The 24,684-nt window shown below is 48.5% G+C and carries 30 protein-coding genes; 25 read left to right on the forward strand and 5 right to left on the reverse strand.

Annotated elements, in window-relative coordinates; translation table 11 throughout:
* From HV311_RS12225 to HV311_RS12260, 8 genes are all read left to right on the forward strand, one after another.
* Nucleotides 1-378: a hypothetical protein gene (locus tag HV311_RS12225; protein WP_181502513.1), complete on the forward strand. Its 378-nt coding sequence runs from the start codon at nt 1-3 to the stop codon at nt 376-378.
* 214 nt (nt 379-592) lie between these two features.
* Nucleotides 593-943: a hypothetical protein gene (locus HV311_RS12230; RefSeq protein ID WP_191221141.1), complete on the forward strand. Its 351-nt coding sequence runs from the start codon at nt 593-595 to the stop codon at nt 941-943.
* Nucleotides 927-2,336 carry a baseplate J/gp47 family protein gene (locus HV311_RS12235; protein WP_191221142.1) on the forward strand — a complete coding sequence of 470 codons (1,410 nt, stop codon included), beginning with the start codon at nt 927-929 and terminating at the stop codon, nt 2,334-2,336. The genes HV311_RS12230 and HV311_RS12235 overlap by 17 nt, the downstream gene beginning before the upstream one ends.
* Complete coding sequence (locus HV311_RS12240) at nt 2,336-3,091, forward strand: hypothetical protein (protein ID WP_191221143.1); 756 nt, start codon at nt 2,336-2,338, stop codon at nt 3,089-3,091. The genes HV311_RS12235 and HV311_RS12240 overlap by 1 nt, the downstream gene beginning before the upstream one ends.
* A complete protein-coding gene (locus tag HV311_RS12245; protein WP_191221144.1) occupies nt 3,084-3,314 on the forward strand; it encodes a phosphoglycolate phosphatase in 231 nt (76 codons plus the stop codon). The genes HV311_RS12240 and HV311_RS12245 overlap by 8 nt, the downstream gene beginning before the upstream one ends.
* The gene (locus HV311_RS12250) at nt 3,314-3,550 is read left to right on the forward strand and encodes a hypothetical protein (protein ID WP_008324325.1); all 237 of its coding nucleotides are present in this window, start codon (nt 3,314-3,316) and stop codon (nt 3,548-3,550) included. Before HV311_RS12245 ends, HV311_RS12250 begins: the two co-directional genes overlap by 1 nt.
* On the forward strand, nt 3,550-4,182 hold the full coding sequence (locus HV311_RS12255; RefSeq protein ID WP_191221145.1) for a hypothetical protein: 633 nt from the start codon (nt 3,550-3,552) through the stop codon (nt 4,180-4,182). The genes HV311_RS12250 and HV311_RS12255 overlap by 1 nt, the downstream gene beginning before the upstream one ends.
* An 84-nt stretch (nt 4,183-4,266) precedes the next feature.
* Entirely contained in the window at nt 4,267-4,545 is a 279-nt protein-coding gene (locus HV311_RS12260) for a hypothetical protein (RefSeq protein ID WP_191221146.1), read from the forward strand.
* Nucleotides 4,546-4,547: 2 nt separating this feature from the next.
* Here the strand turns inward: HV311_RS12260 and HV311_RS12265 are convergent, their stop codons facing one another.
* From HV311_RS12265 to HV311_RS12285, 5 genes are all read right to left on the reverse strand, one after another.
* Nucleotides 4,548-4,964, reverse strand: coding sequence for a tail fiber assembly protein (locus HV311_RS12265; protein ID WP_191221147.1), 417 nt, complete (start codon nt 4,962-4,964; stop codon nt 4,548-4,550).
* 2 nt (nt 4,965-4,966) lie between these two features.
* Nucleotides 4,967-6,250, reverse strand: a complete 1,284-nt coding sequence (locus HV311_RS12270; protein WP_191221148.1) for a gp53-like domain-containing protein — start codon at nt 6,248-6,250, stop codon at nt 4,967-4,969.
* Between the two features lie 112 nt (nt 6,251-6,362).
* The gene (locus tag HV311_RS12275) at nt 6,363-6,878 is read right to left on the reverse strand and encodes a Ref family recombination enhancement nuclease (protein WP_151219210.1); all 516 of its coding nucleotides are present in this window, start codon (nt 6,876-6,878) and stop codon (nt 6,363-6,365) included.
* A 17-nt stretch (nt 6,879-6,895) separates the two neighbouring features.
* Nucleotides 6,896-8,428, reverse strand: a complete 1,533-nt coding sequence (locus tag HV311_RS12280; protein ID WP_191221149.1) for an ERF family protein — start codon at nt 8,426-8,428, stop codon at nt 6,896-6,898.
* 275 nt (nt 8,429-8,703) lie between these two features.
* The gene (locus HV311_RS12285; protein ID WP_191221150.1) at nt 8,704-9,207 is read right to left on the reverse strand and encodes a hypothetical protein; all 504 of its coding nucleotides are present in this window, start codon (nt 9,205-9,207) and stop codon (nt 8,704-8,706) included.
* 943 nt (nt 9,208-10,150) lie between these two features.
* On the opposite strand from HV311_RS12285, the gene HV311_RS12290 reads away from it, so the two are divergent.
* The 17 genes from HV311_RS12290 to HV311_RS12370 all read left to right on the forward strand — a co-directional run bounded on the left by HV311_RS12290 (nt 10,151) and on the right by HV311_RS12370 (nt 24,608).
* Nucleotides 10,151-10,699, forward strand: coding sequence for a hypothetical protein (locus tag HV311_RS12290; protein ID WP_062958115.1), 549 nt, complete (start codon nt 10,151-10,153; stop codon nt 10,697-10,699).
* Nucleotides 10,700-10,778: 79 nt separating this feature from the next.
* Nucleotides 10,779-12,095, forward strand: a complete 1,317-nt coding sequence (locus HV311_RS12295; RefSeq protein WP_326928893.1) for a PBSX family phage terminase large subunit — start codon at nt 10,779-10,781, stop codon at nt 12,093-12,095.
* On the forward strand, nt 12,092-13,444 hold the full coding sequence (locus HV311_RS12300) for an anti-CBASS protein Acb1 family protein (RefSeq protein WP_191221152.1): 1,353 nt from the start codon (nt 12,092-12,094) through the stop codon (nt 13,442-13,444). The genes HV311_RS12295 and HV311_RS12300 overlap by 4 nt, the downstream gene beginning before the upstream one ends.
* Nucleotides 13,431-14,786, forward strand: coding sequence for a phage minor head protein (locus tag HV311_RS12305; protein ID WP_062958118.1), 1,356 nt, complete (start codon nt 13,431-13,433; stop codon nt 14,784-14,786). Before HV311_RS12300 ends, HV311_RS12305 begins: the two co-directional genes overlap by 14 nt.
* Nucleotides 14,764-15,777 carry a DUF2213 domain-containing protein gene (locus HV311_RS12310; RefSeq protein ID WP_191221153.1) on the forward strand — a complete coding sequence of 338 codons (1,014 nt, stop codon included), beginning with the start codon at nt 14,764-14,766 and terminating at the stop codon, nt 15,775-15,777. Before HV311_RS12305 ends, HV311_RS12310 begins: the two co-directional genes overlap by 23 nt.
* Complete coding sequence (locus tag HV311_RS12315) at nt 15,777-16,568, forward strand: Ig-like domain-containing protein (RefSeq protein WP_062958120.1); 792 nt, start codon at nt 15,777-15,779, stop codon at nt 16,566-16,568. The genes HV311_RS12310 and HV311_RS12315 overlap by 1 nt, the downstream gene beginning before the upstream one ends.
* Nucleotides 16,569-16,585: 17 nt before the next feature.
* Nucleotides 16,586-17,524: a major capsid family protein gene (locus tag HV311_RS12320; protein ID WP_191221154.1), complete on the forward strand. Its 939-nt coding sequence runs from the start codon at nt 16,586-16,588 to the stop codon at nt 17,522-17,524.
* Between the two features lie 3 nt (nt 17,525-17,527).
* Nucleotides 17,528-17,782 carry a hypothetical protein gene (locus tag HV311_RS12325; protein ID WP_181502495.1) on the forward strand — a complete coding sequence of 85 codons (255 nt, stop codon included), beginning with the start codon at nt 17,528-17,530 and terminating at the stop codon, nt 17,780-17,782.
* A 9-nt stretch (nt 17,783-17,791) separates the two neighbouring features.
* Entirely contained in the window at nt 17,792-18,151 is a 360-nt protein-coding gene (locus tag HV311_RS12330) for a DUF4054 domain-containing protein (protein WP_071687678.1), read from the forward strand.
* Between the two features lie 121 nt (nt 18,152-18,272).
* Complete coding sequence (locus HV311_RS12335) at nt 18,273-18,746, forward strand: hypothetical protein (protein WP_191221155.1); 474 nt, start codon at nt 18,273-18,275, stop codon at nt 18,744-18,746.
* The gene (locus tag HV311_RS12340) at nt 18,743-19,096 is read left to right on the forward strand and encodes a hypothetical protein (RefSeq protein ID WP_326928894.1); all 354 of its coding nucleotides are present in this window, start codon (nt 18,743-18,745) and stop codon (nt 19,094-19,096) included. The genes HV311_RS12335 and HV311_RS12340 overlap by 4 nt, the downstream gene beginning before the upstream one ends.
* Nucleotides 19,096-19,878 carry a phage neck terminator protein gene (locus HV311_RS12345; protein ID WP_191221156.1) on the forward strand — a complete coding sequence of 261 codons (783 nt, stop codon included), beginning with the start codon at nt 19,096-19,098 and terminating at the stop codon, nt 19,876-19,878. The genes HV311_RS12340 and HV311_RS12345 overlap by 1 nt, the downstream gene beginning before the upstream one ends.
* Nucleotides 19,879-21,237: a DUF3383 family protein gene (locus tag HV311_RS12350; protein WP_191221157.1), complete on the forward strand. Its 1,359-nt coding sequence runs from the start codon at nt 19,879-19,881 to the stop codon at nt 21,235-21,237.
* A 2-nt stretch (nt 21,238-21,239) separates the two neighbouring features.
* Nucleotides 21,240-21,668 carry a phage protein gene (locus HV311_RS12355; RefSeq protein ID WP_191221158.1) on the forward strand — a complete coding sequence of 143 codons (429 nt, stop codon included), beginning with the start codon at nt 21,240-21,242 and terminating at the stop codon, nt 21,666-21,668.
* Nucleotides 21,669-21,717: 49 nt separating this feature from the next.
* A complete protein-coding gene (locus tag HV311_RS12360) occupies nt 21,718-22,146 on the forward strand; it encodes a hypothetical protein (RefSeq protein WP_326928895.1) in 429 nt (142 codons plus the stop codon).
* Nucleotides 22,147-22,273: 127 nt separating this feature from the next.
* Nucleotides 22,274-24,331, forward strand: coding sequence for a tape measure protein (locus HV311_RS12365; protein ID WP_191221160.1), 2,058 nt, complete (start codon nt 22,274-22,276; stop codon nt 24,329-24,331).
* A gap of 10 nt (nt 24,332-24,341) precedes the next feature.
* Nucleotides 24,342-24,608 carry a DUF4282 domain-containing protein gene (locus tag HV311_RS12370; protein ID WP_071446446.1) on the forward strand — a complete coding sequence of 89 codons (267 nt, stop codon included), beginning with the start codon at nt 24,342-24,344 and terminating at the stop codon, nt 24,606-24,608.
* Nucleotides 24,609-24,684 lie beyond the last annotated feature (76 nt).

Consider the following 24,684-nt stretch of genomic DNA (forward strand, 5'->3'; position numbering starts at 1 on the left):
ATGAAACTGAATGATGATGCGGCGCAAATTGCGCTTTCAAACAAAGGCTTTCTGATGGCTGGTGACTACAGCACAACCATCAGCAAGGGCGAGATTATCAACATTACTGAACGTACCGGGCTAGTTGTGGATCGCGTCGAGTGTATCCCCCTGATTAATGCGCCCCTTTATATGGTCATGGCGACCTGCCGCGAATGCAAAGACCAGTTCATGCCTTTTTACAGCGATTTGCCGTTTGAATTACCACATCAGGCAGCAATGGCGCAGATGCTGAACGATGCCGGGGAAGGTTTCGACCTTGATGACCTTTTGGATATTGAATCACTGGATGCGGCAGTAACGGTGGTTCACGTTGAAAAGTGGATGCACACAGAATGAACATCACAACAACACAATATCGACACGGTATGAAAGGTTGCTTTCTTTCCACTCACAGGCCGCAGCCAGGCGAATCATTAACGCTGGTTATGCCTACGTGCAGGGGAAAAAGAATCATTCCCGTTGGTCAGGTGCAAAGGGTTGAATCAGTAGGTACAAGCCGATGCCTTGTATGGGTTTCGAAACTGGCATTCGTTGAAGGGATGAATTACTGATGCTGGACATTATGCAGGACGAAAACGGGGTGATTCTTCGTAACGGTGATTTTGTGCTGGATGGTGGCATTGACGGTGTAGCACAGCAGGCAGAAATAAGAGTCGGGACAAATCGCGGTGAATGGTGGCTCGATGAAACTCAGGGTTTGCCGTGGGTGCCTGGCATTATGGCGTCACGCCTTCCAGCGTCAATTGTCTCCAATATGATTAATGCTGAGGCTAAACGCACCCCGGAAGTTAACGACGCCAAAACAACAGCAATTAGTGATGCGAAGGGTAATTACACAATCCGCTTTGCGGTCTACATTGGCTCAGAAAGCACAGAGGTAACAAGTGGAATTAGTGAATGATGGTGGCTGGCATGGCGCCAGATTGCCGGAGCTAAGAGGCGATAAATACGAAAAGCTAAAGGGCGCATTGGGTGATGTTAACCCCGATGGCGACTCACTGGTCGGGCAAACAATAGCGATAGTTTCGGAAGATGACTTAAACATCATTGAGGCGATTGGCTGGGTATTTTCCGGCTTTTTCATTTCAATGGCAGAGGGAGCACAGTTAGATGGTCTTGGCGAGCGCTTCAACCTTCCTCGTTATGGCCTTACTCGCTCGCTGGCTTATGTTCTTTACCTTTTACAGCCGGGTCAGGTCATAAGCGCTGGTGATGCGTTTACTATCTCTGGTAGCGCTGGCGAGTGGGCGATAAACCACGAAGTAAAAGAAGATGGAAAATCAGCTACTGGTTTTGTGTTAAAAGTCCGTCAGGATGCCATCACCAGCGGAAACACATTTACCATTAATATCTCTGGTAAACCGCACTCAACACAATTTCAGACTGGTGACACGTCAGAATCGATACTCAACCGCCTGTACACGCAAATCACAGCGGCTGAAACATCCCTTACAACATATCAATCATCATACGGGACTCTGCTTTATGCCGCTGATGGCAGAACAATTATTCCGTTTTCCTTTGCTGATGATGTATTTGAAATTGTCCGGGCTGGTATACCTGCAACCGCTTACTACCAAAGCAATATCGAGTTTCCAGCGGTATTGTTTGGCTACGTTGCAAACAATGACATTCTGGTACTGGCAAACGGTGTTAAGGGTTATCTCATTGAAGACGATGAGTCCTATCGCGAGCGAATACAGATAGCAGCGGCAGCAGCCAGAGTGAACATCAGCGCATCGCGTCCCGGCGTTAAAAATGCCGTATTAGCCGTCAGCGGTGTCTCTTACGCTTCTGTTGAGGTTAACCGGGGAATTAACACTAATGCGGAGGGAATACCAGGTAAATCAATTCAGGTTTTTGTCGCTGGTGGTGACGATAATGAAATAGCACAGGCTATTTACGATGCCGCCGCCGCTGAGTGTGGGTTTCATGGTGATGTATCCGCAACGGCGACCGATGGAGAGATAACGGAAACTGTTTATTTCAGCCGCCAGAGCTTTCAACTTGTTTATGTCAGTGTGTCAGGCGATATATGGGATAAAGAAACAACGGGCAGGCCAGCGGATTATATCAGCGTGGCTAAAAACACTGTAACGGCCTATTTTTCACAGCTTACACCGGGGAAAGATGTATTTTCTGGTCAAATATATGCCCGTTTGTTAACAGCATTTTCAACACTGACGGACGTAACAGTAAAAATCGGCATTATATCCCCGCCAACAGATAATCATGTTTCTGTAGGCAGCGGCATTATTGCGGTCACTGACTCAACATCGGTAACGGTGGTTTGATGGAACCTGTAATCAAAAGCCCTGAGCAGTTAGCAAAAGAGCGCCTGACGTCAAAAGTACGCCATCAACGAAATATAGACCTAATCGCAGGGCTAAAATCCGGCAACAGCAGCATGGTTGCAGCCATTGAATACATGAAAAAAGGTTTTTCTCTGGCAGATTCAACGGGAACGCTTTTAGACGCATGGGGGGAACAATACAGCATTCAGCGAGAAGGGCGCGACGATGATGATTATCGTAATGCGCTGCAACAAGCCAGAGCCGAACAAAGCGTTTCAACGCAATCAAGGCCATCAGTGGGCACATACATGCAGCAGGTATACAAACTTGTCTGGCTACCACTAAATCGGGTTGGGCTAAGCACTGGCGCAATAGGCGCGGCCTTTAATCGTGTGCCTCTGCGTACAGTGTTTGTGCAGTGTGGTGGTATGGCTCCTGATATTGAGCTCTCCGATTCTCTTGTATCTGCCACGTTCGGCGGGGATATCTACAGCGCTGCAACACCGCCAAATGTGAATCTCACCCATCATGCGCCAATGTTCCCCGGAAATGCTTTCCCTTGCGTATGGGCTGGCATCCGATACGAGAAAGCCCAAAAAACGATCCGGGCAACTGCAACGCAAGGCGTCAGAGTCAGAGCGCTTAAATCTCTGTTAACCCGTATTGATGGCACTGCGACGGTAAACGGCGGCGAACTAATTACGCCATTCAGTACGCTGGTAACAGTCAAACAAATGAAGGTGAAAAATGGATAGCTGGGCGGAAACAGATAAAACCTATAAAGGGCAAGGGGGAACCGAAATCCCCAATAAGCAGGAACCATCACAAGAATTGCAGGCTACCGGCTTTGCTCCAACGTATTTTGATGAAAACGGTAATCTGGTGTTTGGGGATGGTGTATCGGCACAAACAATGAATTTCATTCTCAATGACCTATACAAAAAATATCGTGATTTATTAGCCAGGGTAAATGCGTGATGAATAGCTTTGCGACTATAAGCCGCATCTATCCTTTTCGCGGTTCGAAATATGCCAGCGTCAAACAACCATCACCTACAAAGCAGGCTGATGGTTTCAGACCGTGTTACATCAGCCTGACAGGGGAACCGATTCAGGGTGATACCGTTGATTTTGCAGAATTAAATTACATCTTTAATGACCTGTACGCCAAAGCCGCACACATTGACCAGCTTCTTACAGCTAAGGGGAAATAATGGCATTAACACCGGAAGAACTGGTAGCAATATCTGACCTTGAACGGGCGGCAATTGACGATTCCAGCGTTGTACCTGAATGGCTTATGCCAGCAGAGATACGCGGCAGCAGTGCGCCAATAAGCTGTATACCATACCCACAGCACACCATAGATGTGTTTGGTGGGCTTCTTGCTGGTTCGTGGTCGCTAAAGTTTCAAAATCCATTACAGCGCGTTGTGTGCGATCTGGAGATATTCCACGGCGATAACGCACCAGTTAACACGCCGCCTGATTTATCGGCGCTTCAGCTAACTGTTGCCGGATTCGATAAAGCCGTTATTTTCTGTCCTGCAAAGACGGCGACAGACACCGCACCAACCAATTACTTTGGCCTTACTGTTTCCGGCGTCACACCTGTCTATAAGCTGGGCGGGCGGCGCCGTTTTCTGGAGCAGTCCGGGCTGGTGGTAATTCCTCTGACAATGATTTTACTGTCAACTCAGCCATTAACCAGTCAGGAAACTAGCCGCGCTCTGTCGATAACCCTAAAGCGAAAAAACGAAACGCAGATGACCACCGCGCCGATTATCAGCGGCATGGTGTACAGCAACCCGTTGCCCTCAGCGAGGGATATCGCGCAGGCATCGTGACCGCTGATAAATAAAAAAGTCATTCTTAATATTTGTGCCAACATATCCCCGGTTTGTTATTAACAATTCGGGGGTATGTCATTTATGAAGGTTACGACACGTAAAAAACCAGCGTTCAGAGACTTTTACGAGATGGGTATGTTTGCTCGCGTGGTGGCAACCAGAACAGAGGCTGGGAAATGGCGATTGTTCGGGATCCACCGTACAGCCGATGTGGCGGTTTTCATAGAGGCGGCGCGGGGTGGTGTACGGGAATGGTCTGATTTAGGGTATGTGGGCGCATTCTGTGAATCGCTGGGTGTTTCGCTGTGGGAGGTGCATCATAAAGCTGCGGAGAAAAGAAAGGCCGCGTCTGCGGCCTGATGTTATTCGGGTTGTGGGGGCCAGTCTGGTGATTCTGCTTTTACCCGGTAAACCAAAACGCGAAACTGTTTCCATGCGAGTAGATCGGCGGTTTCCTTGTCGTTCGCCACGCCTAAATCAACCGCATCCTGAAGTGGCGCGATTTTTTCCGTAGCTATCCTCAATAGCCGTAATTTTTCCACTTCAGCCTGGGCAACAAGTTGCTCGGGTGTTGGTGCTGGGCGTTCCGTTAAAATGGGGTGCCCGTCATCATCAGGAACAATGATTTTGCCCGACGCCACACCATCAATAAGGTACTGGTAAACACCTTCTCCGACAGCTATCGCATCGGCAGGCCAACCAGTAGTGGAGTTGTGATAATCATCCCGAAAACTTTCCGGATAAAAGGCATTTCTTTCAGCACTGTAATAAATAGTCACGATTATTTCCCCCAGGCAAACCACGTAAAGCCGGTACGCGCAGCCGATGTTTTATAAGTAAAGCCTTGATTGTTGGTTGGCGCGGTGTAAACAGTGACGCCTGAGTTTATTTCTGTGCCGACTGATGCAACCACGCCGAGGCACTGAACAGGGAATGCGATGTTATATCCGGAGGTTTCCGGGCCGGATGTGGTGCTTTCAAGCCGCCCAAACTGAACCAAAAAACCCGTTGTGACGTCTTTAAAATACCCATTCTGCCCCCCAGAAAGCACTAACTGGTTGGCAATGGCGGAAAAACGCCTGTTGATATAATTCGATAGCCAGTCACTTGCACCATTAATGCCCCATTGATTACCACGAATATTACCCGAACCATTATCAACGGGGATTGCAGAGAACTGCGCCTGTATACCTATCCATTTTGCCGCCAGATGAGCCGACAATAATCCGCCCCATGCGGTGCCTGTGATGTCACCAGTAACGTTGTTAACGGGTATTGCATTAAACTGGGTTTGTATTCCAGAAAATTTACTGGCCAGAAAATTCGACAACCAGTCAGAACCTCCATTTACTCCCCATGTCGTGCCATAGACGTTGCCGTCTTTGGCGTATTTCGCGTTTCCGGCATTAATATCGCCGAGCTCGGTAAATGATACACGTCCGATCTCCGATTTATTCGTTGCATCAATAGTTCGGAATGCGAATCCGCCCGCACCCGGGCCACGGTTATTGGTGAACACCGTCAACCCGCTGACGGGGTTCCAGTCGGTAGTCATGCCTGGCTTATCTGCTGACTGAACGCTGGTAACACGTGACGCCCTGGACTCAATAATGCCGCTGACCGTGATGTCTTTTTCAACAGCAACAGGGGCGTTAACGGTAAGCATTCGCCCGGCTGATGCGAGATAATGCAGACCGTCATCCATCGCCAGCAGGCGATCGGTATAATCACCGCTATCACTGCCGTAATGAAAGTCGATAAATGGCGTGCTGGACGTCAACTCAATGCTGGTAAAGTAAGGAATCTGCCCCACATCAACAACAAGGAGCTGGCGAGCCCATGCGGAGTTGATGAAAGAATAAAGCACACCGTCAGAGCTCTTGAAATCTCTGCTCATCCCTGATGCGCCGTTGGGGGTAACAATCATTACGCCTGCCTTAGCATCTGGCGCAGTACCGTTGCCTGCCACAATCGGGTAAATACCAGGCGAGTTTATGGTACCCAATGCAACGTTTGCGGCGATGGGGCTTTTAAGTATTAAAGCACCGTAGTTATTTTCAGACATAAGCACCTCACTAATAAATGTCAGGTGCGATTAAAAGCGATGCACAGAGGGGGATACAGCAAAGGGGCGAGCGGTAACGCCGCCAGACGATGCTGGCGGCTATGTGGAGGATTCAGGCTATCATTTCAAGGCAAAGACTATATAAATGCTCCTGAGAACCATTGAGAGCCTCAAATGCACTTTTTCCGCCACAATTACCATCTGCATGAACGGGAACCAGCCAGGAATAAATAGCGCGTACTACTGGTGGTGCTGCATATTGATGATGGTGATTGCACAGCGGTAACACAAAAGCATGAGCGCCGGTAATCGTTCGTCCGTTGATATGGTGCAAACTGACAACTTCATTAATCACGCCATGCACATAACACGCAATGCAGGGTAACGCCCCGATTTTGTCCATCAATGACCGTTCAGCGGCGCGGGGTGTTCGTCCCTTTAATCCGCGATTACACGGTTTATTTTTTGCCCGTTCAATATAGCGGGATTGTCGTTCCCGCTGTTTTTCATACTGAGCCTGACGCCATTCAGGATTAGCCTGTTTTTCGCGCTGGCGCTCAATGGCGCGTTGTTGGTACGTGCGCTGACGCTCAAAGTTACGCTGTAACTTTTCTTCTATAGTTTTCATGTTGAACACCCCGCAAATCAGTACGGTAAATCTGATTCGGGGATGTATACGGGCAAATCTGTGTTTAGTCCGTCGCATTCAACATGCAGGATGAGAGTATCAATATAGCTGGCTGTGTGCGTGTCGCATCGTTTCGCTATTTCATGTAGTTGTTGCAGTTTGATATCTGTTTCACTGTTACCCGATGCAATTTCACGCGCTATATCGGCTTTTTGTTGCATTTCGTCGGGTGCTTCAATTTGCGGCTCAGGTTGTGCCAGCAGGGAGGGAAGCGCATCAAAATTTACATTCCCGGCAAGCAACGCATTGGAGTAAAACACCTTGCAGGCATTGAGCCAGTTGCGGCGAGCGTAGCGCGTGTCATTGCGTTCGGCTTTGATATCCAGCCCCATAGCGATATCAGCGCCTAAAAGACGCTCTGCGATTTCCGCTATCTCATCATCATGACCAACACCAACAGCAGAAATAAAGGCTTCTTCTTCCGGGGTGGTTGGTCGTCTGTCAGGTACAAAAGAAGGTGAAGTAGCAGCGCTGACCATATCGCGGGTATCAACAACACTGTTAGCATCAGCGGCAGAAACAGCCCATGATGTGATTGATTCAGCAATCGCCATTGCCACATCAGCAGTTACATGGTTCCCGGTTTTATTATCTACCAGTTCATCACCATCAACACGATAACCGCTGTAGAAATCTTGCCAGAATGTATCGGTCAGGCCAAAACGGGCGACGGTATCACGCGCTATGCCTTCATCGTCCATAATGCGGTCTGCGCCGCTGATAAAATCCTCTGCCAGTTCAGACGGTGTACGCAGAAACGGGTTACGGGCTTTAGCCTGTGCTATGGCAGCACTACCGGAAAACTCACCAGATGCAACGAGCACATTGAGGATGGATTCTGGTTTTGTCCGGGCGCTGGTGGTCGGCTTCCACTTGCGGCTACTGTTCAGTGCGCGAGCCTTCCGGCGTTCACGTTTAGAATCAGCCTGGTCGATATCGTCATCACCGTCAGTAATATCCAGCGCCTGACGCAGACCATAACGGCGAAAATAGCTAAACGACGCGCCCACGCGCTGGCATTCGTCCAGGCGTTTATCTTCTTTGATGTAGGCGGGGAGACGGAAAGAAACTTCCGTACCGGTTGGGATATGGATAAACGTTGTCACCATATCTAAAGGCAGTTCATCGCCTTTCTCAAACTCCTGTTTGAGCATCAGGCCATGCTGGTAAATAGGCTCGCGTAATAAGTCCAGCAGTTGCGCCAGCGAAGCAAACGTAAAATCAAGCGTTTCGTTGTAGTTGTCGCGCTGCGGGTTTTTCAGTTCGCGCACCATATGTGCTAGCGCTTCTTGCGCGTTGGCGTACTGTTTGCCGGGTGCTACATAGACTTCTGGCGCGGTAGGGGCTGGCGTTTCCGTTTTTTCGACTTCGCTTGAGTCGTTACGATGAACGGGCATCATAGCGGCACTGGCATAACCAGCAGCTTTAAGGGCGGCGAGGGTGTGCGCCAGCAGTTCGGCGGCATCGGGGATAGTGAGTAATGTGCTCATAGTTGTTGCTCCTTTGGATGAGACTGAATCCCCACTTTTGAGATGGGGCGGGGTGGAGCTCAAAACCGTCCAAAGTCGGCGGACTTATTACGCAAGTTCACGCCTGCGCTATTCGTCGCACTCCACCCCATAATTCAGCACTCACGTAGAACAAGCTACCAGAGCATAAATTCCGGGTACAAAAAAATCACACTGACGGGGTGATTTACCGCTTTGGATGGGTGTTTTGAGCACCTGATATAGATCTTATTCCAACTACAAATCAGAAACAAGGGTTAAATGTTGAGAATCCCTCGCAAAGCTGTACGTTTAGCCTTTGTAACCGAGGAGCTAAATTCCTTTCTGTTATCGACGAATACGGGAGTGTTGTATTGCTGCTCTGCGCCACTAGATATGTGTCGAAGTATTGTTATTACCTCATATTTTTCTTGACCTAAATCATGTAATGATTGCGTCATCATTAGTCCATGCTGGTTGAATGGTATCCGGGTTAATTCAAGTAAGCGGGTTAATGGGGCGGTAGAAACATCAATTCGATGGTTGCTTAGTTCTGATGAAACATAACGTTGAAGGTTACTTATAGCCTGGTATATATCTGGCTGATTTTCGGCGAAGCTATGAAAAAATGGTGCATACGTTTTATGTAATGAATCGGTAATGGATTTGTATAAGAAATCTTGTTCGCTTTCAGAGAGGGATTGGCACGATGCCAAAATGTTAATTAATCGTGTTTGAAACATAAAATGTAGTCTTTCTTCTGGAGCGATAACCCCTTTCATAGGATGCCTTAACTTGAGTATAGATGATGAAATTTACGCAAGTTTAAATTTATAACGTATTGATTTAGATCTTAAAAGGCATACAAACAAGAAATTTGCATGGGATGAGGGGAAATAAAAACCCCGAAGGCCAGTAATGACCAACGGGGCTCCTAATCTTGACTTCGCCAGGTGATTGTATATCCACGTAGAACCATAAACAACATTTTTCAGCCCGTAAAATTGGCGTAACGCCTTATAACAACTACAAATAAGTCGAAAGGGGAAGGGATAGAAATTTTGCAGTGAGCTATGGGATGTGGGTATAATCCCGCCCGGTGCTTGAGGCTATCTGTCTCATGTTACCGTGCGGCAGATAGAGAAAAGCCCCGAAGGTCAATTTTCATTAACCAACGAGGCTCTTATCGTGACATCGCAATCCGATTATAGCCTCCCCAACGCTAAGGAGGCAACTTTGTTTTACAAAGGAGTTTTTTTGTTCATCGCGATTTATATCGCGGCGTTACTGGCATATACCGCTCTAAACCGGACGCTTTGCGAAGCGTCAATAGGACAGGGAGGTGTGCAAGTGGCGGCAAAGTTTGCCTACGAAGCTAAGGAGAGTCGCTAAATCAGGGCGGGGGTAACACCCCGCCTTTCTGACTGCGATCCACAGCCTGAGCACCTTTAAACGCCGCTCCTTCGGGGGCGGCTTTTCTATATCTGCTGTTACCTCTCGCACTATCTTTTGTCTTATCTCATCAAAAAACCATAATGGCATCTGCCACGGACAGGTAGCGAACTGCCTGTTTAACTGACTTTTAGCCATTGCATTACTCTTTGTGATGTTGAGCCATTCCGCCCCCGGAGTGGCTTTTTTTTATTTGTACTACACGCCAGCGGTAACGCTGTTTTTGATCCTCTATTTTCCTCGCTACGCTGCAAGCCTCACAAAGGGGGCGTTGTGACCATAAAAATAAGTAAACGAGATGATGTGTTTGCAAAGCTGGTAGCCAGTGAGCGGGAAGCGCCTGGATTCAGCTATGCAAAATCTCGCAACAGAGAATACAAAGGTTTCAATGATGACTATCAGGCTGAAAAGTTGCTTAAAGACAACGAGATACAACAGGCCGTTAGCGTTTATCGAAAACACATCATTGCTAAAGATATTGTTGGTAGACAGGAGGCATTGATTGACCTTTCAGCCCGTTTTCGGGCGCCGGATGCAGCAGATGTAATGCTACAGCTACGGGAAATTGACCAGATAAAGGGGCTTGATCCACAGGTATACAAAAGCATGGTAAGAGCGATTGATACCCGCGCTGTGAAAAATATTAAACGCACAAAGCATGGCTGGCAGGTTGAAGGGCTTGATAAATCACACCTTGCGGCGCGGATACTTTCGCTGGCGGGTGTTGATGTAAGTAAACCAATAACGGACGAGGGCAAACGGATTGCGCGTGACACGCTGACTGAAATCTACAGGGATATTGGCGGCGATGACAGCGATTGAAATAACGGCAGAGAACGACCTAGAGCGCCGTAATTACTGGCTTTCTGACAAAAAGAAAATGTCAGAGTGGCGGCGAACAATGCGAGAGCTTACCACTAAGCCGCACCGCGTAAAGTGTCTGCGTGGTGGTCGTGGTTCCAGTAAATCATGGCGCATTGCTGAGGCGTTAATCGAGTTGACTGTACGTTATGACCTTCGAATTCTCTGTTTGCGTAGGGTACAGAAATCTATAGACGCGTCATCGCATAAGCTACTTAGCGACACGATACGCCGTCTGGGTTATGAGTCTGAATTCACGATAACGCAGAACAGCATAAAGGCTAAATCTGGCGCGGAATTCAGGTTTTTGGGCTTTCAGTCAAATCTCGACAGCATTAAATCCATTGAAGGCGTGGATATTTGCTGGGTGGAAGAAGCACACGCGATATCGGCTGAGGCGTGGGAAACGCTCGCACCGACACTACGCCGTGAAGGTGCTGAATTGTGGATTACCTTTAACCCGGCTTTTGCTTGGGATGAAACATACGTTCGTTTCGTGCTCAACGCGGAGGATGACTGGTTTGTAGAGGAGGTGAACTGGTATCACAACCCGTACTTTAATTCGACTCTGGATAAAGAACGTCGCTACACCCTGAAATATTACCCGGATAAGTACGACAACATCTGGAATGGTGTTCCTGTCAGTGATTTACCGGGCGCAGTCGTCAACCGTGGTCATCTGGAAAAGCTGGTGGTGCCGCCTGATTCAAAACTGGCGAAAGCCTGTCGAACAGGCGTTAAAACAGCGGTGCTCGATGTTGCCGATGAAGGTGATGATGATTCGGTGTTGTCATTCTTTGACGGGCGTTTTTTGTACCGTATGGAGCGATTACAGGCACGTGACACTGTTCAGCTAGCGCAGCAGGCGTTAAAGCTGGCAACAGAAGAAGGTTGTTCCGTACTGATTTATGACTCTGTAGGCGTTGGTTCAGGTGTTAAAGGCGAACTTAACAAATACGAAGATTCAGACATTGAATTTCGTAAGTTTGTGGCTCAGGGCGAAGTGTTGCGCAAGCAATCACGCTATCGCGGTGGAAGGCCGAACGGCGATACGTTTGAAAACCTACGTGCTCAGGCGTGGTGGGCGTATCGTGACGCGGTTAATGACTCTGTGCGGTGGATGGAAACGGGAATTATGCCGCCAGATGGCTTATTTGCTATCTCAAACCAGATACCACGCCGATATCTCGATCGCATCCTTTCTGATTCTACTGGTGTCATGTGGGAAACCACGCCAGAAGACAAGATAAAAATTGAAGCAAAACCGAAAGTTAAAAAACGGCTGGGTGTGTCCACGGACTATGCCGACGCCATATTCCCCCATCTGGTACGCATGAAATCAGGAATTATAGAATGACGAACAAAACCAGCTTAATTCCCACTGAGGGAATTCTAACAAAAGAGGGCTTACAGCCTGCCAGCTATAACATTGACAGCTACGTAACCATGATGGAAAGCGTGTCACATGGTGTTAAAGGTGCTGCCGGGATGGGCTCACCAACGGCAAACCGAATGAAGGCCAGAGCCGCAGAGGGAAAAATTCCGCTGGTGGCGGCACTGGCTGGCGAAACATCCGGGATAGGCTGGCGCATTATCAGCGAACCGGTTGCTGCAGCGATGCTTAACGGATTCGATATCATCACCGATAAACCGGAGGATGATAAAAAAATCAAACAACTGTTTGATGATATGCGTATCTGGCAAAGCGTTGAACGCGCCACAGTGCTTAAACGTCATCAGGGCTGGTCTGTGCTGGTCATGGGTGATGATTGGGTTAGAAGCCACGGCGCAAACTGGATTACACCGTCAAATGACTGGTTTTCTGATTATAACGATCCGCTTTTCGGTCTGCCGGAAGGCTGGCGTATTCAGCTTAAAAGCCCGATTGGTGGCGAAGTCTTTATTGAGCAAGATGATTCACTCCTTTTTGGCGATCCAGAATACCAGCCGATTTACGGTAGTGCTGGCGTCGAATTTGGTGAGCCGGTTCTCTGTAAACCTTATGCATCGTTACAACGTCTTGGCCTGTCTCATGAGTTAATCATCAGTATTTTGTCACTGTCAGTACAGGATATTTATAAAAAAGAAGAACTTGCAGAAGATTTAAAGTCAGCGAAGGGCGAAGCTATGGCGGCGCGTCGTCTGGCTGGTATCGCGGCTACCAGGCATTTGAATGACATGGTGGCAATAGATAAAGATGAAGATATTACGCGCTTACAGTCCAGTATGACGGGAACCGCTGACCTTGTTGATATGGCTATCAAGCTGGTGTGCGCTGAAACAGGTTTTCCGGTATCAATGCTGGCTGAACGGCGGTCAGGACTATCTAACAGCGATACCAGCGCCGATGCGCAATGGCAAAACCTTGTTTCTCACATCACCACCAATGACATTATCCCCGCACTTAAAAAGCTGACGTTGCGCTATTTGGGCGTAAAAGCTGACTTTATTCCTAACAAATCTCAGGGGCAGATTGACCGCGAGGTAGACAGGGACAAGAAGGTTGCGGAAACGGCGCAGATTTATTACGGCATGAGAGCCATCACCAGCGAAGAAGCCAGGGCAACAGCGAAGGAAACCGCCGCCGTAACACTCCTGACTGAGGCAGCGCCAGCAACAGGCACTATTGATGACCAGAATGACAAGGATTTGAACCAGAACGATACCGAAACCAGCAATAGTGAGGCCAATAATGCCGAAAAGTAAACCACGTTATGACGCTGGTTATCCACTGGCTATAGAACTGGTTTACGCGCAAAAGCTGGGTGATAACACCCGGCTTTTTTGTAAATGGGTTCGCGAAGCCTGTTTAAAGACTTACCGGGCAATCGGTAAATCCGGCGCACTTCTTAATACTGATGCGGCTGATGGTAAAGATGTATCCGTTGATGGTGTGCTGGGAGATTTTATCGCCGCCGCAACGGTTAAAAAAGTGCGCGTTTACATCAAGCAACGAGCGGGTAAAAACTATTCCCGCATGACGCGAGAGCAACAAGAAAGGCTTATACGGTCTGTAACTCAGGAGCTATTGCCTGATGCGTCCATTTTCCTAAAAGCAATACCAGCGTTATTAAAAGACGGGGAGTTTGGCGCGGTTCCGGCGTATATCGTCAGTGAAGTCAGAAGGCAGGCAGGTATAAATCTGGCTAAAGACTTCGCAAGAATAACAAACACTAAGCCTGATACCTATATTCGCATCATTAACCGCACCGCCGATGAAATACAGAGCGCTATCGTAAACGGGAATTTTGGTTTTACCGATGAATACTGGCAAAGCTATTACCAGCGCTTCCGCGTTGATGGCGTAAGCCTGGTTGACCTGAAAAAAGGATTGCCAGCCACGCCAGACACAGCGGGGGCAGTCTCCGAACAGGTAGCAAAGTTATCTGAATCGCTACGCACAACCAGTGTTATCCCGTCACTGCCAGCGATGAATACCACCACCACGCAACTTGCCGATTCTGCTCTGGATGATTTCAGACTCATCATTAAAGCCGCCGCAAATGTTGACCTTGCGCCGGGTATAACAATTCCGCATGAAAACATGGCAGAGCTGATAGCGGTCGATATTTATGACGGTGATAAAAAGCTATTGCAGCAAACCGCCGACTGGTTAACCGAAAGTATGGGACGCATGGAGAATGTTTCTGATGAAGCACTTCAACGCGGGATTAACACAGTACAGCAGGGATTACGCGAGGGGCGCGGCGTCGATTACATCGCTAATAAACTGGCTGATGAGATGGAGATACCTTTCCGGCGAGCCCGTAACGTTGCCCGTAATGAGATTGGCAATCAGGCATGGAACCTTGAGGAAGCCAATGCACGTATTGCCGGGATGAGCATATACCGCTGGCGGGGCATGTTAGACGAACGCGAACGAAAAGAGCATGTTGAGCGCGAAGGTAAGGCATACACGCCGACCAGACCGCCACGAGACGGGAATCCGGGTCAACCTAATGGTTGCCGTTGTTTTCCTGAATGGTTGTTCTCTGCGTCGGATGTGGAAGAAGCGGAGAAAGAAATTGCAGCAAGAAACACAGGTTAACGTTGATGCAATAAAACAATGGGAGATAACCCCGGAAGGTTATCTCCAGATTGATATCCCTATAGCCCGTCCGGGCGTACTGGTTTATGACCGCAATCGCGGTGATGCATTCACGGCAAAAGAGTACCGCTCAGCCGATGAATTGTTTAACCAGGACTCAATGAATACCTTAATCGGCAAGCCTGTTACGGTGTCACATCCTCGTAATGGTCTGGTGACGTCAAAAAATTACCGGGCTGTCAGTGCTGGTGTGGTTACTGCCGTAATGCGTCAGGGCGATGAATTGGTAGCCCGCGCTCTGGTTCAGGATGAGAGATCCATTCGCCTGATTCAGCAGGACAAAAGATTACGCGGGGCGTCGGCTGGCTACCAGTGTGACGAAAAGCCCAAACAAACGGGACGAACCCCTGACGGGCAAGAGTTTGACACGGTGCAGAAGGGTATTAACTACAACCACCTGAGCATAGTGCGCAACCCACGGGTAAAGACAGCAACATTCAATCTGGACGGTGAACCGATGGAATTAGAAGAAGCGTTAGCCAAAATCGAACAACTGGAAGCGGATAAAAAAACGCTCACCAGCGACCTTAGCACGGCGCGTGGCGACTTGCTCAAAGCAAACAACCGCCTGGTAAATATGGATTCAGCCAGCAACGAAGCCTACGAGCGCGGCGTTGCTGACGGTCGTCAAGAGCATCAGCTTAAAGACACGGCTAAACGACTGAACATCAATACCGACAACCTGGGCGATATCAGTCTCGTTAAGCAGGCCATCATCCGTAAGGCAAATCCAGAAGTGAACATGGATAGCTGGAGCGATGAACAGGTTGATGTTGCGTTATCAATGGCGCTGGTGGCTTGCGGTAAAAAGTTTGAGCAAAAGCCGCGTAATCCACGCATCAACAACGATGAATCAGGTGCAGGCAAAAGCAATGATGCGCACAGTGATTATCAGTCCCGCATGTTTGGCAAAAAAGAGGCCGCAAAATAATGCAGACCACAATTAAAGGTGATTTTGACGCGGGATTGCCCGGTGATTTAGCTGTCCTGCCGTCTTTTCGTTCCTCTGCTCGCGTATCTTCCCGCCGTGCTGGTGGTGAGGTCGCGCCCGGTGATGCCGTAAAACTCACGTCAGGTAACGATTCGACCTGTGTTGCATTACCTGATGGTGGTGATGTTACTGATGCCATCGGCATTGCGGTTACTGCACATTCCAACATGCCAGCCATGCCGGGATTTGGCAGTAACACCCGTATCGGCGTTGTCACTATCAATTGCCCGATTGGTATTGTTGAAAATGGTCCGATCCGCGTAGCAGTAAAATCGGGTGAATCCCCAAAAGTGGGTGATTTGGCAATCCCGAAAGGCCGAAACGTCACTACTGGCTATATGGAATGGGGTGTTGCCAATTCTGGCGATAAAAGTCGTTTTCGCTTCGAATCAAACACTCAGCGCGGCGGTACAGCAATTGTGATGGTTGTCGATGGTGAATTGCTGAGTGTGGGTTTTCCACATGAAACGCCTGTAACGGGTGTATCAGTTTCACCTAAAACCGCATCAAAGGCGGCTGGTGGTACTCAACAGCTAACCCCAACCGTTACGCCATCGGGCGCAACAAATAAAGCGGTCACTTATCAGACCAGTAATGCAAATATCGCAACTGTAGACGCAAATGGCCTTGTCACTGTTAAAGCAGGGGCTACAACCGGGCAGACCGCGACAATTACAGTACGAACTGAAGACGGTGGTTTCACTGATACCGCTGTAATTACTGTTAGCTAACAGGGAACCTCCGAAATATGAATGAGAACTATTTAGCAGCGTTAATGGCGCAGCTTTTTACCGAAGCTCAGGTAACTGGCGCAATGCCGGGAGTTAATACCGACGAGCAAGGGCTAATTTTTGCCCGTGACCTGATTTCCATGTCAAAAGATGTGTACATGGAAGAAATGCCAGCCCCCGTAGCGTTAACCATGTTCCAGCAGGAGCCAGGGATTAACGAAGGGGCGAAGTGGGCGGGGTATCGCATGTACTCGGCACAAGGTATGGCAAAAATCATGGCGGCATTCGGTACTGATATGCCGATGATGAGCGCTAAAGGCCGGGAATACTTCGCGTTGATGTACGATATTGGCCTCGGCTATGGCTATACCTATAGCGACGTTATGGCAGCGGCAATGTCAGGTACGCCGCTTGATAACATGCTGGCGCTGAATACCCGCGAAGCGCATGAACGCACAGTTTCTAATCTGTTGTGGCGTGGCAATAAGGAATATCAGATTATCGGCTTTATCGAACATCCGAATATTCCTCTGGTAGCAGTAGCCGGTGCATGGGCGACGGCTGACGGTGATAAAATTTGCGATGATGTTTCAGCGATTATCGCCGCAGTGAACACCACCAAAATCTACGAAGTGAATGAGTTTCACATGCCGTCTAAGGCATGGGCGCGAATTCAGGGGCTACGCCTTAGCGGTACGCTCGGCACAGTCCTGTCATTCCTGCGAACTTCTTACCCGGAAGTGACTTTCCGCAAAAACTCCGATCTGGATGATGACGGTATTTGTATTGCGCTGGCGAATAACCGCCGCCACTTCGCACAGGCTACCCCTGTATTGTTCCGACAGTTGCCAGTGCAACGTAGTGGGCTTGACCTGTCTATTCCGTGCCTGTCGCGCTCCGCTGGCGTAATCGTCCGTGCACCGCTGGCTGCTGCTAAATCCTCTAAGGTAATTTAAGTCATGGCTGATAAAGAAAAAGCGTTTCTGACCAACACCAAACAAGCGCCGATTCATATCGGTGCAAAGAACAGTGAAGGGACTGTTATCACCATTTCGATTGCTCCGCTTGCCGCTGTAGAAGTTGATGTGGCAACGCTGCAAATCGGCGGTGTTAAGCAGTTTTTAGATGAAGGCTGGTTAAAAGTGGTTTCAGCCGCAGAAGCCAAAAAGCTCAATAAAGAGCACGATGGCGTAGTTGAATCCGACGACGAGTAGGGGCACAGCATGACGGTAAACGATTGGCTTGCCATTCTGCTACCGGGGTTATCACTTGATGAGGGCGCTATTAGCGCCCTTTCTTCTCAATGTGAGCGGCTATACGACCTTCGAGCCGCAGCGGATTACGGTTATGACGTAGAGCGCCTCAAAGCACTGTATGTTGCCGCTAATCTCGCCCCGATAGCTGTTGAGGGAATAAGCGCCAGTGTTCGCGGGGTAGCAAGCCGCCGTGAAGGGAAAGTGGCAATGACCTTTACTGAGTCAGCACAAAAGGCGGGCTGGCAGGGTACAACGTGGGGTGAGGAATTCTCAGACGCTATAGGCTCATTGTCTGGTGGTTGTATTCTCATCGGTCATGCCGATTAGCAGAATATTATCCTGATAAATGCGATTGGCCAGCCTTGGCGCCCACGGTAAAAAAATGGTTAAAGTGCACTTTAGCAGATGAATATTCCAGATTTTAAAAAATGAATTCGGAGTTTGATCTATGCGTGGTGGTGCAACGTTAGATACAAAGGGTTTTGACCGGGTTTTAAGCCAGCGAATCAAGGGATTGGCAGGCGTAAAACTGACTGTTGGTATTCACCGGGGAAAAACCAATAACGGCGTTGATGTGGCGCTTTATGGGGCATGGAATAACTTTGGTACTAAAAACGCGATGGGCTGGGAATTAATACCCGAACGTCCGTTTATGAGATTTGCATCAGACCGCATTGCCGACTGGATGAGGTCAAACGAGTACAGAGATATTTTACGTGACGTAGCGCTTGGAAGAATAACACCTCAGCAAGCTATAGCCAGAATCGGCGCTAAAGCCGTGTCGATTACCCGCAAGACTATAGCTGACTCCGCACTATACAAACCTAACTCAGATATCACCATCGCCCGGAAAGGGAGCACTAAACCGCTGATACATAGCGGGGTACTCATTCAGACCGTAAATTACAGGGCTTTTTCATGAGACGATTAATCAAATTCTGGCAACCACTCCCTATTGAAATTGTGGGTGGCATGGTTCGCCAGGCATATTCAGAACAGAAAACAGCATTTCTCAGCATGCAGCCTGTCGATGGTGGCGGCTCCTTCCGTGCGTATCTTGCAGCACGTAAGCCTCAAGACTACATGGAGGCTATCGGGGAAGCTGATTTAGCAGTAACCGAGGAAGGCGAACATAACGGCGCTATCGTGCGTTGTGCTGGCAAATATTATGAGGTGGTACAACGTCAGGAATGGCAGAACGGCGTCATTAGCCACTACGAGTATTTGTTATTTGGCATGAAAGAAAAAGACGCATTAGCGCTGGTGGAATAATGAGTATCTATACGGTTAAATTAATGACCGTTTTGGGGGAAGTCGATTATTCAGATTACCATGCTGAGAAAGCGACTTTCACCGACAACGGAAACAGCAAGGATATCTTATTCACGCCATATAACGGGCGAGATCCATCTTTCATTACTTCGCTCATTCTGGATGATGGTAACGGCAACAGCATTACCATTCCGGCAAATTTCCGTCTTGATGTGGGAAATGTCGTTAAGTTTCCCAAAGGGACGTTAAAAGAGACTGACGCTCAGGCTACACCATTGATATTAAGTGGCGCACCTTATCTTGCTATGGTTAGGCTTCGTCAGGCATTTCTTGAGCTAACAGGCGATAAACCACTATACGCCCAGCAAAAGCTACCAGAGCCTAAAGACCCGTTTACCGCCATTCATTTGCTTTCGTCAGCGCGTGAGCCGCAACCATTCGCCAAAACGTGGGACGGTGAATACAGGGTATATCACTATAACTGTGCCGCTCAAATTATTGCGATTCGCTCATCTGACGACGCTCAGGCATATCTCGAAAACTTTCTTTATGAAGTCGATTCAACTGAGGGGGAATTCTGGCAGTTTGATAACAACTGTTCTATTGACCGCTCAGGCGATTTCGAGAATAGCTCACCTCTAATTGATAACCTCATTTATCAGCAAATGGCACAGGTGACATTAACCCTGCAATTTGTTTTCCAGCACTACAAAACAGAGCGCTGGATTGATAGCGCAACAGTGAAAGCGAACGAGGTTACGTTACATATCAAGGGTGCATAAATGGCGAATTTAAGCAGGCTTTTTAGTGTGAAAATTGGACGGCAAACAACAGCCGCCCAATATGGCGTTTTCGGTGTGGGGATTATCCTTGCACCGGGCGCAGCGTTTTTTGGTTTGAAGTATTCGACCTATGAAAGCGCAAAAGTAGAAAATTTCAAAGACCTGTACCGGGTTTACACCAGTGCTGATGATGCGATTTCTGACGGCGTGAGTGGTGATAACCTGCTGGCGGTTCAGGCTTATTTCTCGCAGAGTCCATCACCAGACACACTCGTTGTAGGCGATTTTTCCGCAGCCTACAGCAAGGCCATGATTAAATTGACTAATGTTCCGGTTGTTGGTGCTCCAGCGGGCATAAAAGCGACCATTGGCTATGTAAAGGGCGATGAATATCGTTATGCGAAATTTAACGGCACAGCATGGTCAGGAAGCACAGGGGTAGCGACTGATATCGTTGATGATTCTGGCGCGGCAGGTCAGTTTCTTGTTGATGGGCGCATCGTTTATCTGGAAGGTGCGGAAGTCGTTCACAAATCATCTGTTGTACTGTCGGCAGCCGTCAGCCAGGCAATTGCAGCCATAAAGAACCAGTATAACAAGTTCTTTATGTCCATGACCCCATCCCGCGACCTTTCAATTCAGAAAGCAATTGCTGACTGGACTGAATCACAAGTAGATAAAATGGCGGTGTTTATTGATGATTATTCATCGCCAACATGGGCGACGGACAACATCACCAAATATATCTGCGAAAAAAATATTGCAGGTTCGTTTGCCGTATCTACCAAACGTGAAAAAAACTTCCTTGATGCTGCTCTGGCTGGTCGCTGTCTTGTTATGCAACCGGGCTCAGAAACATGGGCGCTTAAGACGCTTAACGCCGTGCAAGCCGATGACTTTACCGAAACCGATTACCAGAAAATTAAGGCATTCAACGGTAACACGTTTGAGGATTACGGTTCCGGCATCACGGTAACTTATCCGGGTACATGTGGTGACGGTGAGTCTATTGAGGTTGTGCGCTTTGCTTACTGGCAGGCTGACCGCATGCAAAAAGACCTCGCAACGCTCTTTGTGAACCGTAACAAAGTTGGTCACGACATGCCGGGGTATGAAGTCGTTTGTAACAAGATGGAAAGCTCGCTAAAAGCAGGTCAGACTGCTGGCGGTATTCTGGAAAACTTTACCGATGAAAACGGTGATTATGTCCGTGGATATGAGGTAATCCGTCCAACAATGGCAGAAGTCAGCGCAACCCAGCGCATCAAAGGCGACCTGACCGTTAAATTCAGATTCTATCTTCGCTACGCCATCAAGCATGTAGATGCTGTTGGTTCCGCACTGACCTACGGGATTTAATTATGTATTTAGGCAATATGTCCTCAAAAGACTGGCTGATTACTGTAGGCGTTGTCCCGGTAATTGGCCTGGCGAAAGACAGCAATATCATTGTTGAAGTACCGGACGACCAGATTACTGTTTCATCCGGCATCGGCGGTGACTGGTCATTTATTGAGAATCCTGGCGAGGAAGGCTCAGTAACATTCACCACGCAACGTAATTCCCCGGTAAATACCGCGCTGGCGTTGATGCAAAAAACAAAGGCCGTCATCCCTGTAACCGTAACCAATACACGCAATCTTTCCGTGCACCGGCTGGGCTATGCGATGTTTGCCCGTCAACCGTCTGATGGTGCAAATAACGGCGTCGGAGCGCAAACGCTGGAATGGAAACTCCTGACGGGCGAGCTTGATTCAACGATTCTTGGGGTGAATTTAACCAATGGATGATTCAATCAAACACGTAGAAATTAACGGGCAAAAATACTGCATCATCCGTATGAGCGCCTTTGATGCAGTTCACTTCAACTTGCGTGTAGCTGAAATTCTGGCGAAACATGGTATCAGCCAGGTAGAAAGCATTCTTTCTATGTCGTCGAAAATCTTCGGTATGCTCAACCGCGAAGACCACGACGAATTGCTGTTTACGCTGCTTTCAAAGTCACGCGCCCAACTGGTGGATAACGGCGAATTTCTGGATTCTTGGGACGCCGTTAACACCAATTTCACCGCAGCAAATATTGCTGATGTGTATCTGGTGGCGCTTGAATGCCTTAAATTGTCAATTCTCCCGGTAACAGCAGGGTTAAAAAAAAATATTGGACTGGACACGGCGGCAACAATGCAGGGAGCCATGCGGCAACTGTTCAACTCCTTGCTGAAAACCTTGACCGAACCATCCGCACAGAGCTCGTCATCTGGCGAGTGATTGAAAGCGGCCTGATTAGCTACGACGCCGTAGCGTCAGGCCGCGCCTCCTTCGATTCCATTATGAGAGCCTCCGCAGTTATCCAGTTCGATAACGCGGTTCAACACGCGCTTAGTAAGGTGAAAAAATGACAGACCAGTCAGCCGATCTCGTAACGAAAATTGACGTTATCCCCGAACTGGAGGGATTAAACAGTTTTGACGCAGCAATAGAGCGCGCAATTGCCAAAGTAAACCAGCTTGACGCAGCCATTAAGCGCGTTAACAACCTGAAACCCGCCAGCCCATATGCGCCAGCCAGTACCGCCAGCGCGCCATCTATAGCAACAACGGCAGCAGTAGCGACAATAGCCGCCACAGGCGCAAATCTGGTTAGCCGGACGCCTTTAGCCGATACAGTTAGAAAAGAGGCTCAGAAGGTCGCACGTGCAGCCGTAGAGGGTACAACCAGCGGCCTGACGGATAAAATCAGTATCCCCGCCAATAATCTGTATCGGCTACCTCATAATAATGAGTTTGGCGGTTATCTCCCGCCGCCTCGCGCTGGTCGGTCTACTTTACCGCCACTAGCAGACTCTGGATTTTCTTCTGGTCGGTCTGGTGGTGGAGGCATAAATATACCTACGGCGGGTAGCTCTGGCTGGACAGCAGGTCGCGCTGGTGGTCTGGCAGATCCAAATGCCGGTAATCCATTCTTAAAATACGATACCTCAACTAAAAGTTTTTCCGGCGAACCGCTGGAGGCGAAAAAGAAACCTGTTGCAGAGGGTGTAGAGAAAGCGACACGCAATCCATTTGGTGTTGATAGCATGCTGGCTGGCGCGGGGCTGACGGCTGGTATTGTTGCCGCTGGTAATGCTCTGGCTGATAGCCTTGATTCTATCCAGCGCCAACAGGCACAAATTGCACGACTGGCGCAGACTACAGGGGATGCAAAAGAGGCATTTTTTGCCCTTAACGCGGCGGCAAGCGACGTTAGAAGCGACAGCGGGGCGTTTATCTCCACCTATACCAATATGGCAACAGCGACACAAAAATTAGGGTTGTCGCAAGAAAGAACAATAACAGCAACACAGGGGCTTGTAGGGGCGTTGCAATTAGGCGGGGGCAGTGCTGAGGCAGTCAATGCAGCGCTTTATCAGATGGGGCAGGCATTTTCATCAGACCGCTTCGGCGGCGATGAATTCCGCTCATTCATGGAAGCGATAGGGACGATGGCACCGAAAGTAGCTGAGGCGTTTGGTACAGACGTTAAAGGACTCCGTGAAATGTCAGAAAAAGGGAAGCTGACCTCAGAAACCATGATTAAAGCCTTTGAAAAGCTGGCGGCGAGCAACATAGATTTGTTGAAAAAACAGGGCTGGACGTGGGGACAGACAATGACAGTCATGAAAAATGACTGGCAAGCCTTCTTAGCTCAGGCAACCATCGGCGGCGAGTGGCAAAAATTTACCGATTGGGCGGCAAATACCTTAATTCCACTGGCGAGGAAAGCCGAGAAAGAAGTTGCAGAGTTTTGGTCTACCCTGGCTGATGAAAGTAAAACAGCTATTCTCATTGGGATTCTTGGCGCTGTTGGTGCGGCATTTACCGCGCTGGCAATTCCGGTTATGGCGGCGCTTTGGCCTTTCCTCGCTATTGGCGCGGCTGTGTGGCTGGTTTATGAGGCTTTTGTTGAATGGAAAGCCTGGTTGAATGGTGAAGGTGGAACCATCTTTGATAGCTTATTCGGTAGTTTTGATGAATTTGAAAAACGTTATCCAAATTTAATATCGGCTCTCCGAACCATTGTTAGCTTGGCAAGCAAAGCAGCGATAAGCGTTAATTCTGCGACAAAAAACGATAAAAGTGACGGTGTTTTCACTGATGCGATTGAAAGTCCGTTGTCAGCAGTAGTGAATGGCTTGTATAACTTAACACCATTAGCCCCCACATTTAGAGCGCTAGGTGGGTTAAATGATATGTTTGACCTGAATCCTCTACCGGGCATAGAAAACACACTTGGTTTAATGCCTTCTCCATCTACAGCAGGGAATCAGACCATTAGCAACAGTGGTAATAAGACCACGCACATTCATGTTAACAGTGGCAAGGAAGCCGCTGAAACTTTGAATAATATCAATGATACAGGAAACACCTACGGGAATATTGATGGTAATATTGCAGAATCGACGGGCGCGAGATAAGGAAGATGCGATGCCAAAAAATGAATTTAAAAACTTTGCAACATTTGAAACATTGATTACGCCAAAAATCATTACGATTGTATATTGGCTCGCTACGATACTGCTTATCGCAGGTACTATTCTAAGCTGGTTACAGCAGAGAGAAGGGGTAAGTATTAGCTTTGCTGTATCACTTATCGCGACAAGAGTTATTTTTGAGTTGATTATGGTTTCATTCAAAAATAATGAATACCTTCGTAGAATCTGTGAGGCAGCAGAGGAAAAGAAAGCGGAGTAATCGCCAGCGGTCACGCAATGTTACCCACGCCAATAAGGTGTGAAAATCCCCTCCACGTAGGGGATTTTTTTATGGG

This window comes from Citrobacter sp. RHBSTW-00881 (genome assembly GCF_013728515.1).
GTDB classification, from domain to species: domain Bacteria; phylum Pseudomonadota; class Gammaproteobacteria; order Enterobacterales; family Enterobacteriaceae; genus Citrobacter; species Citrobacter braakii.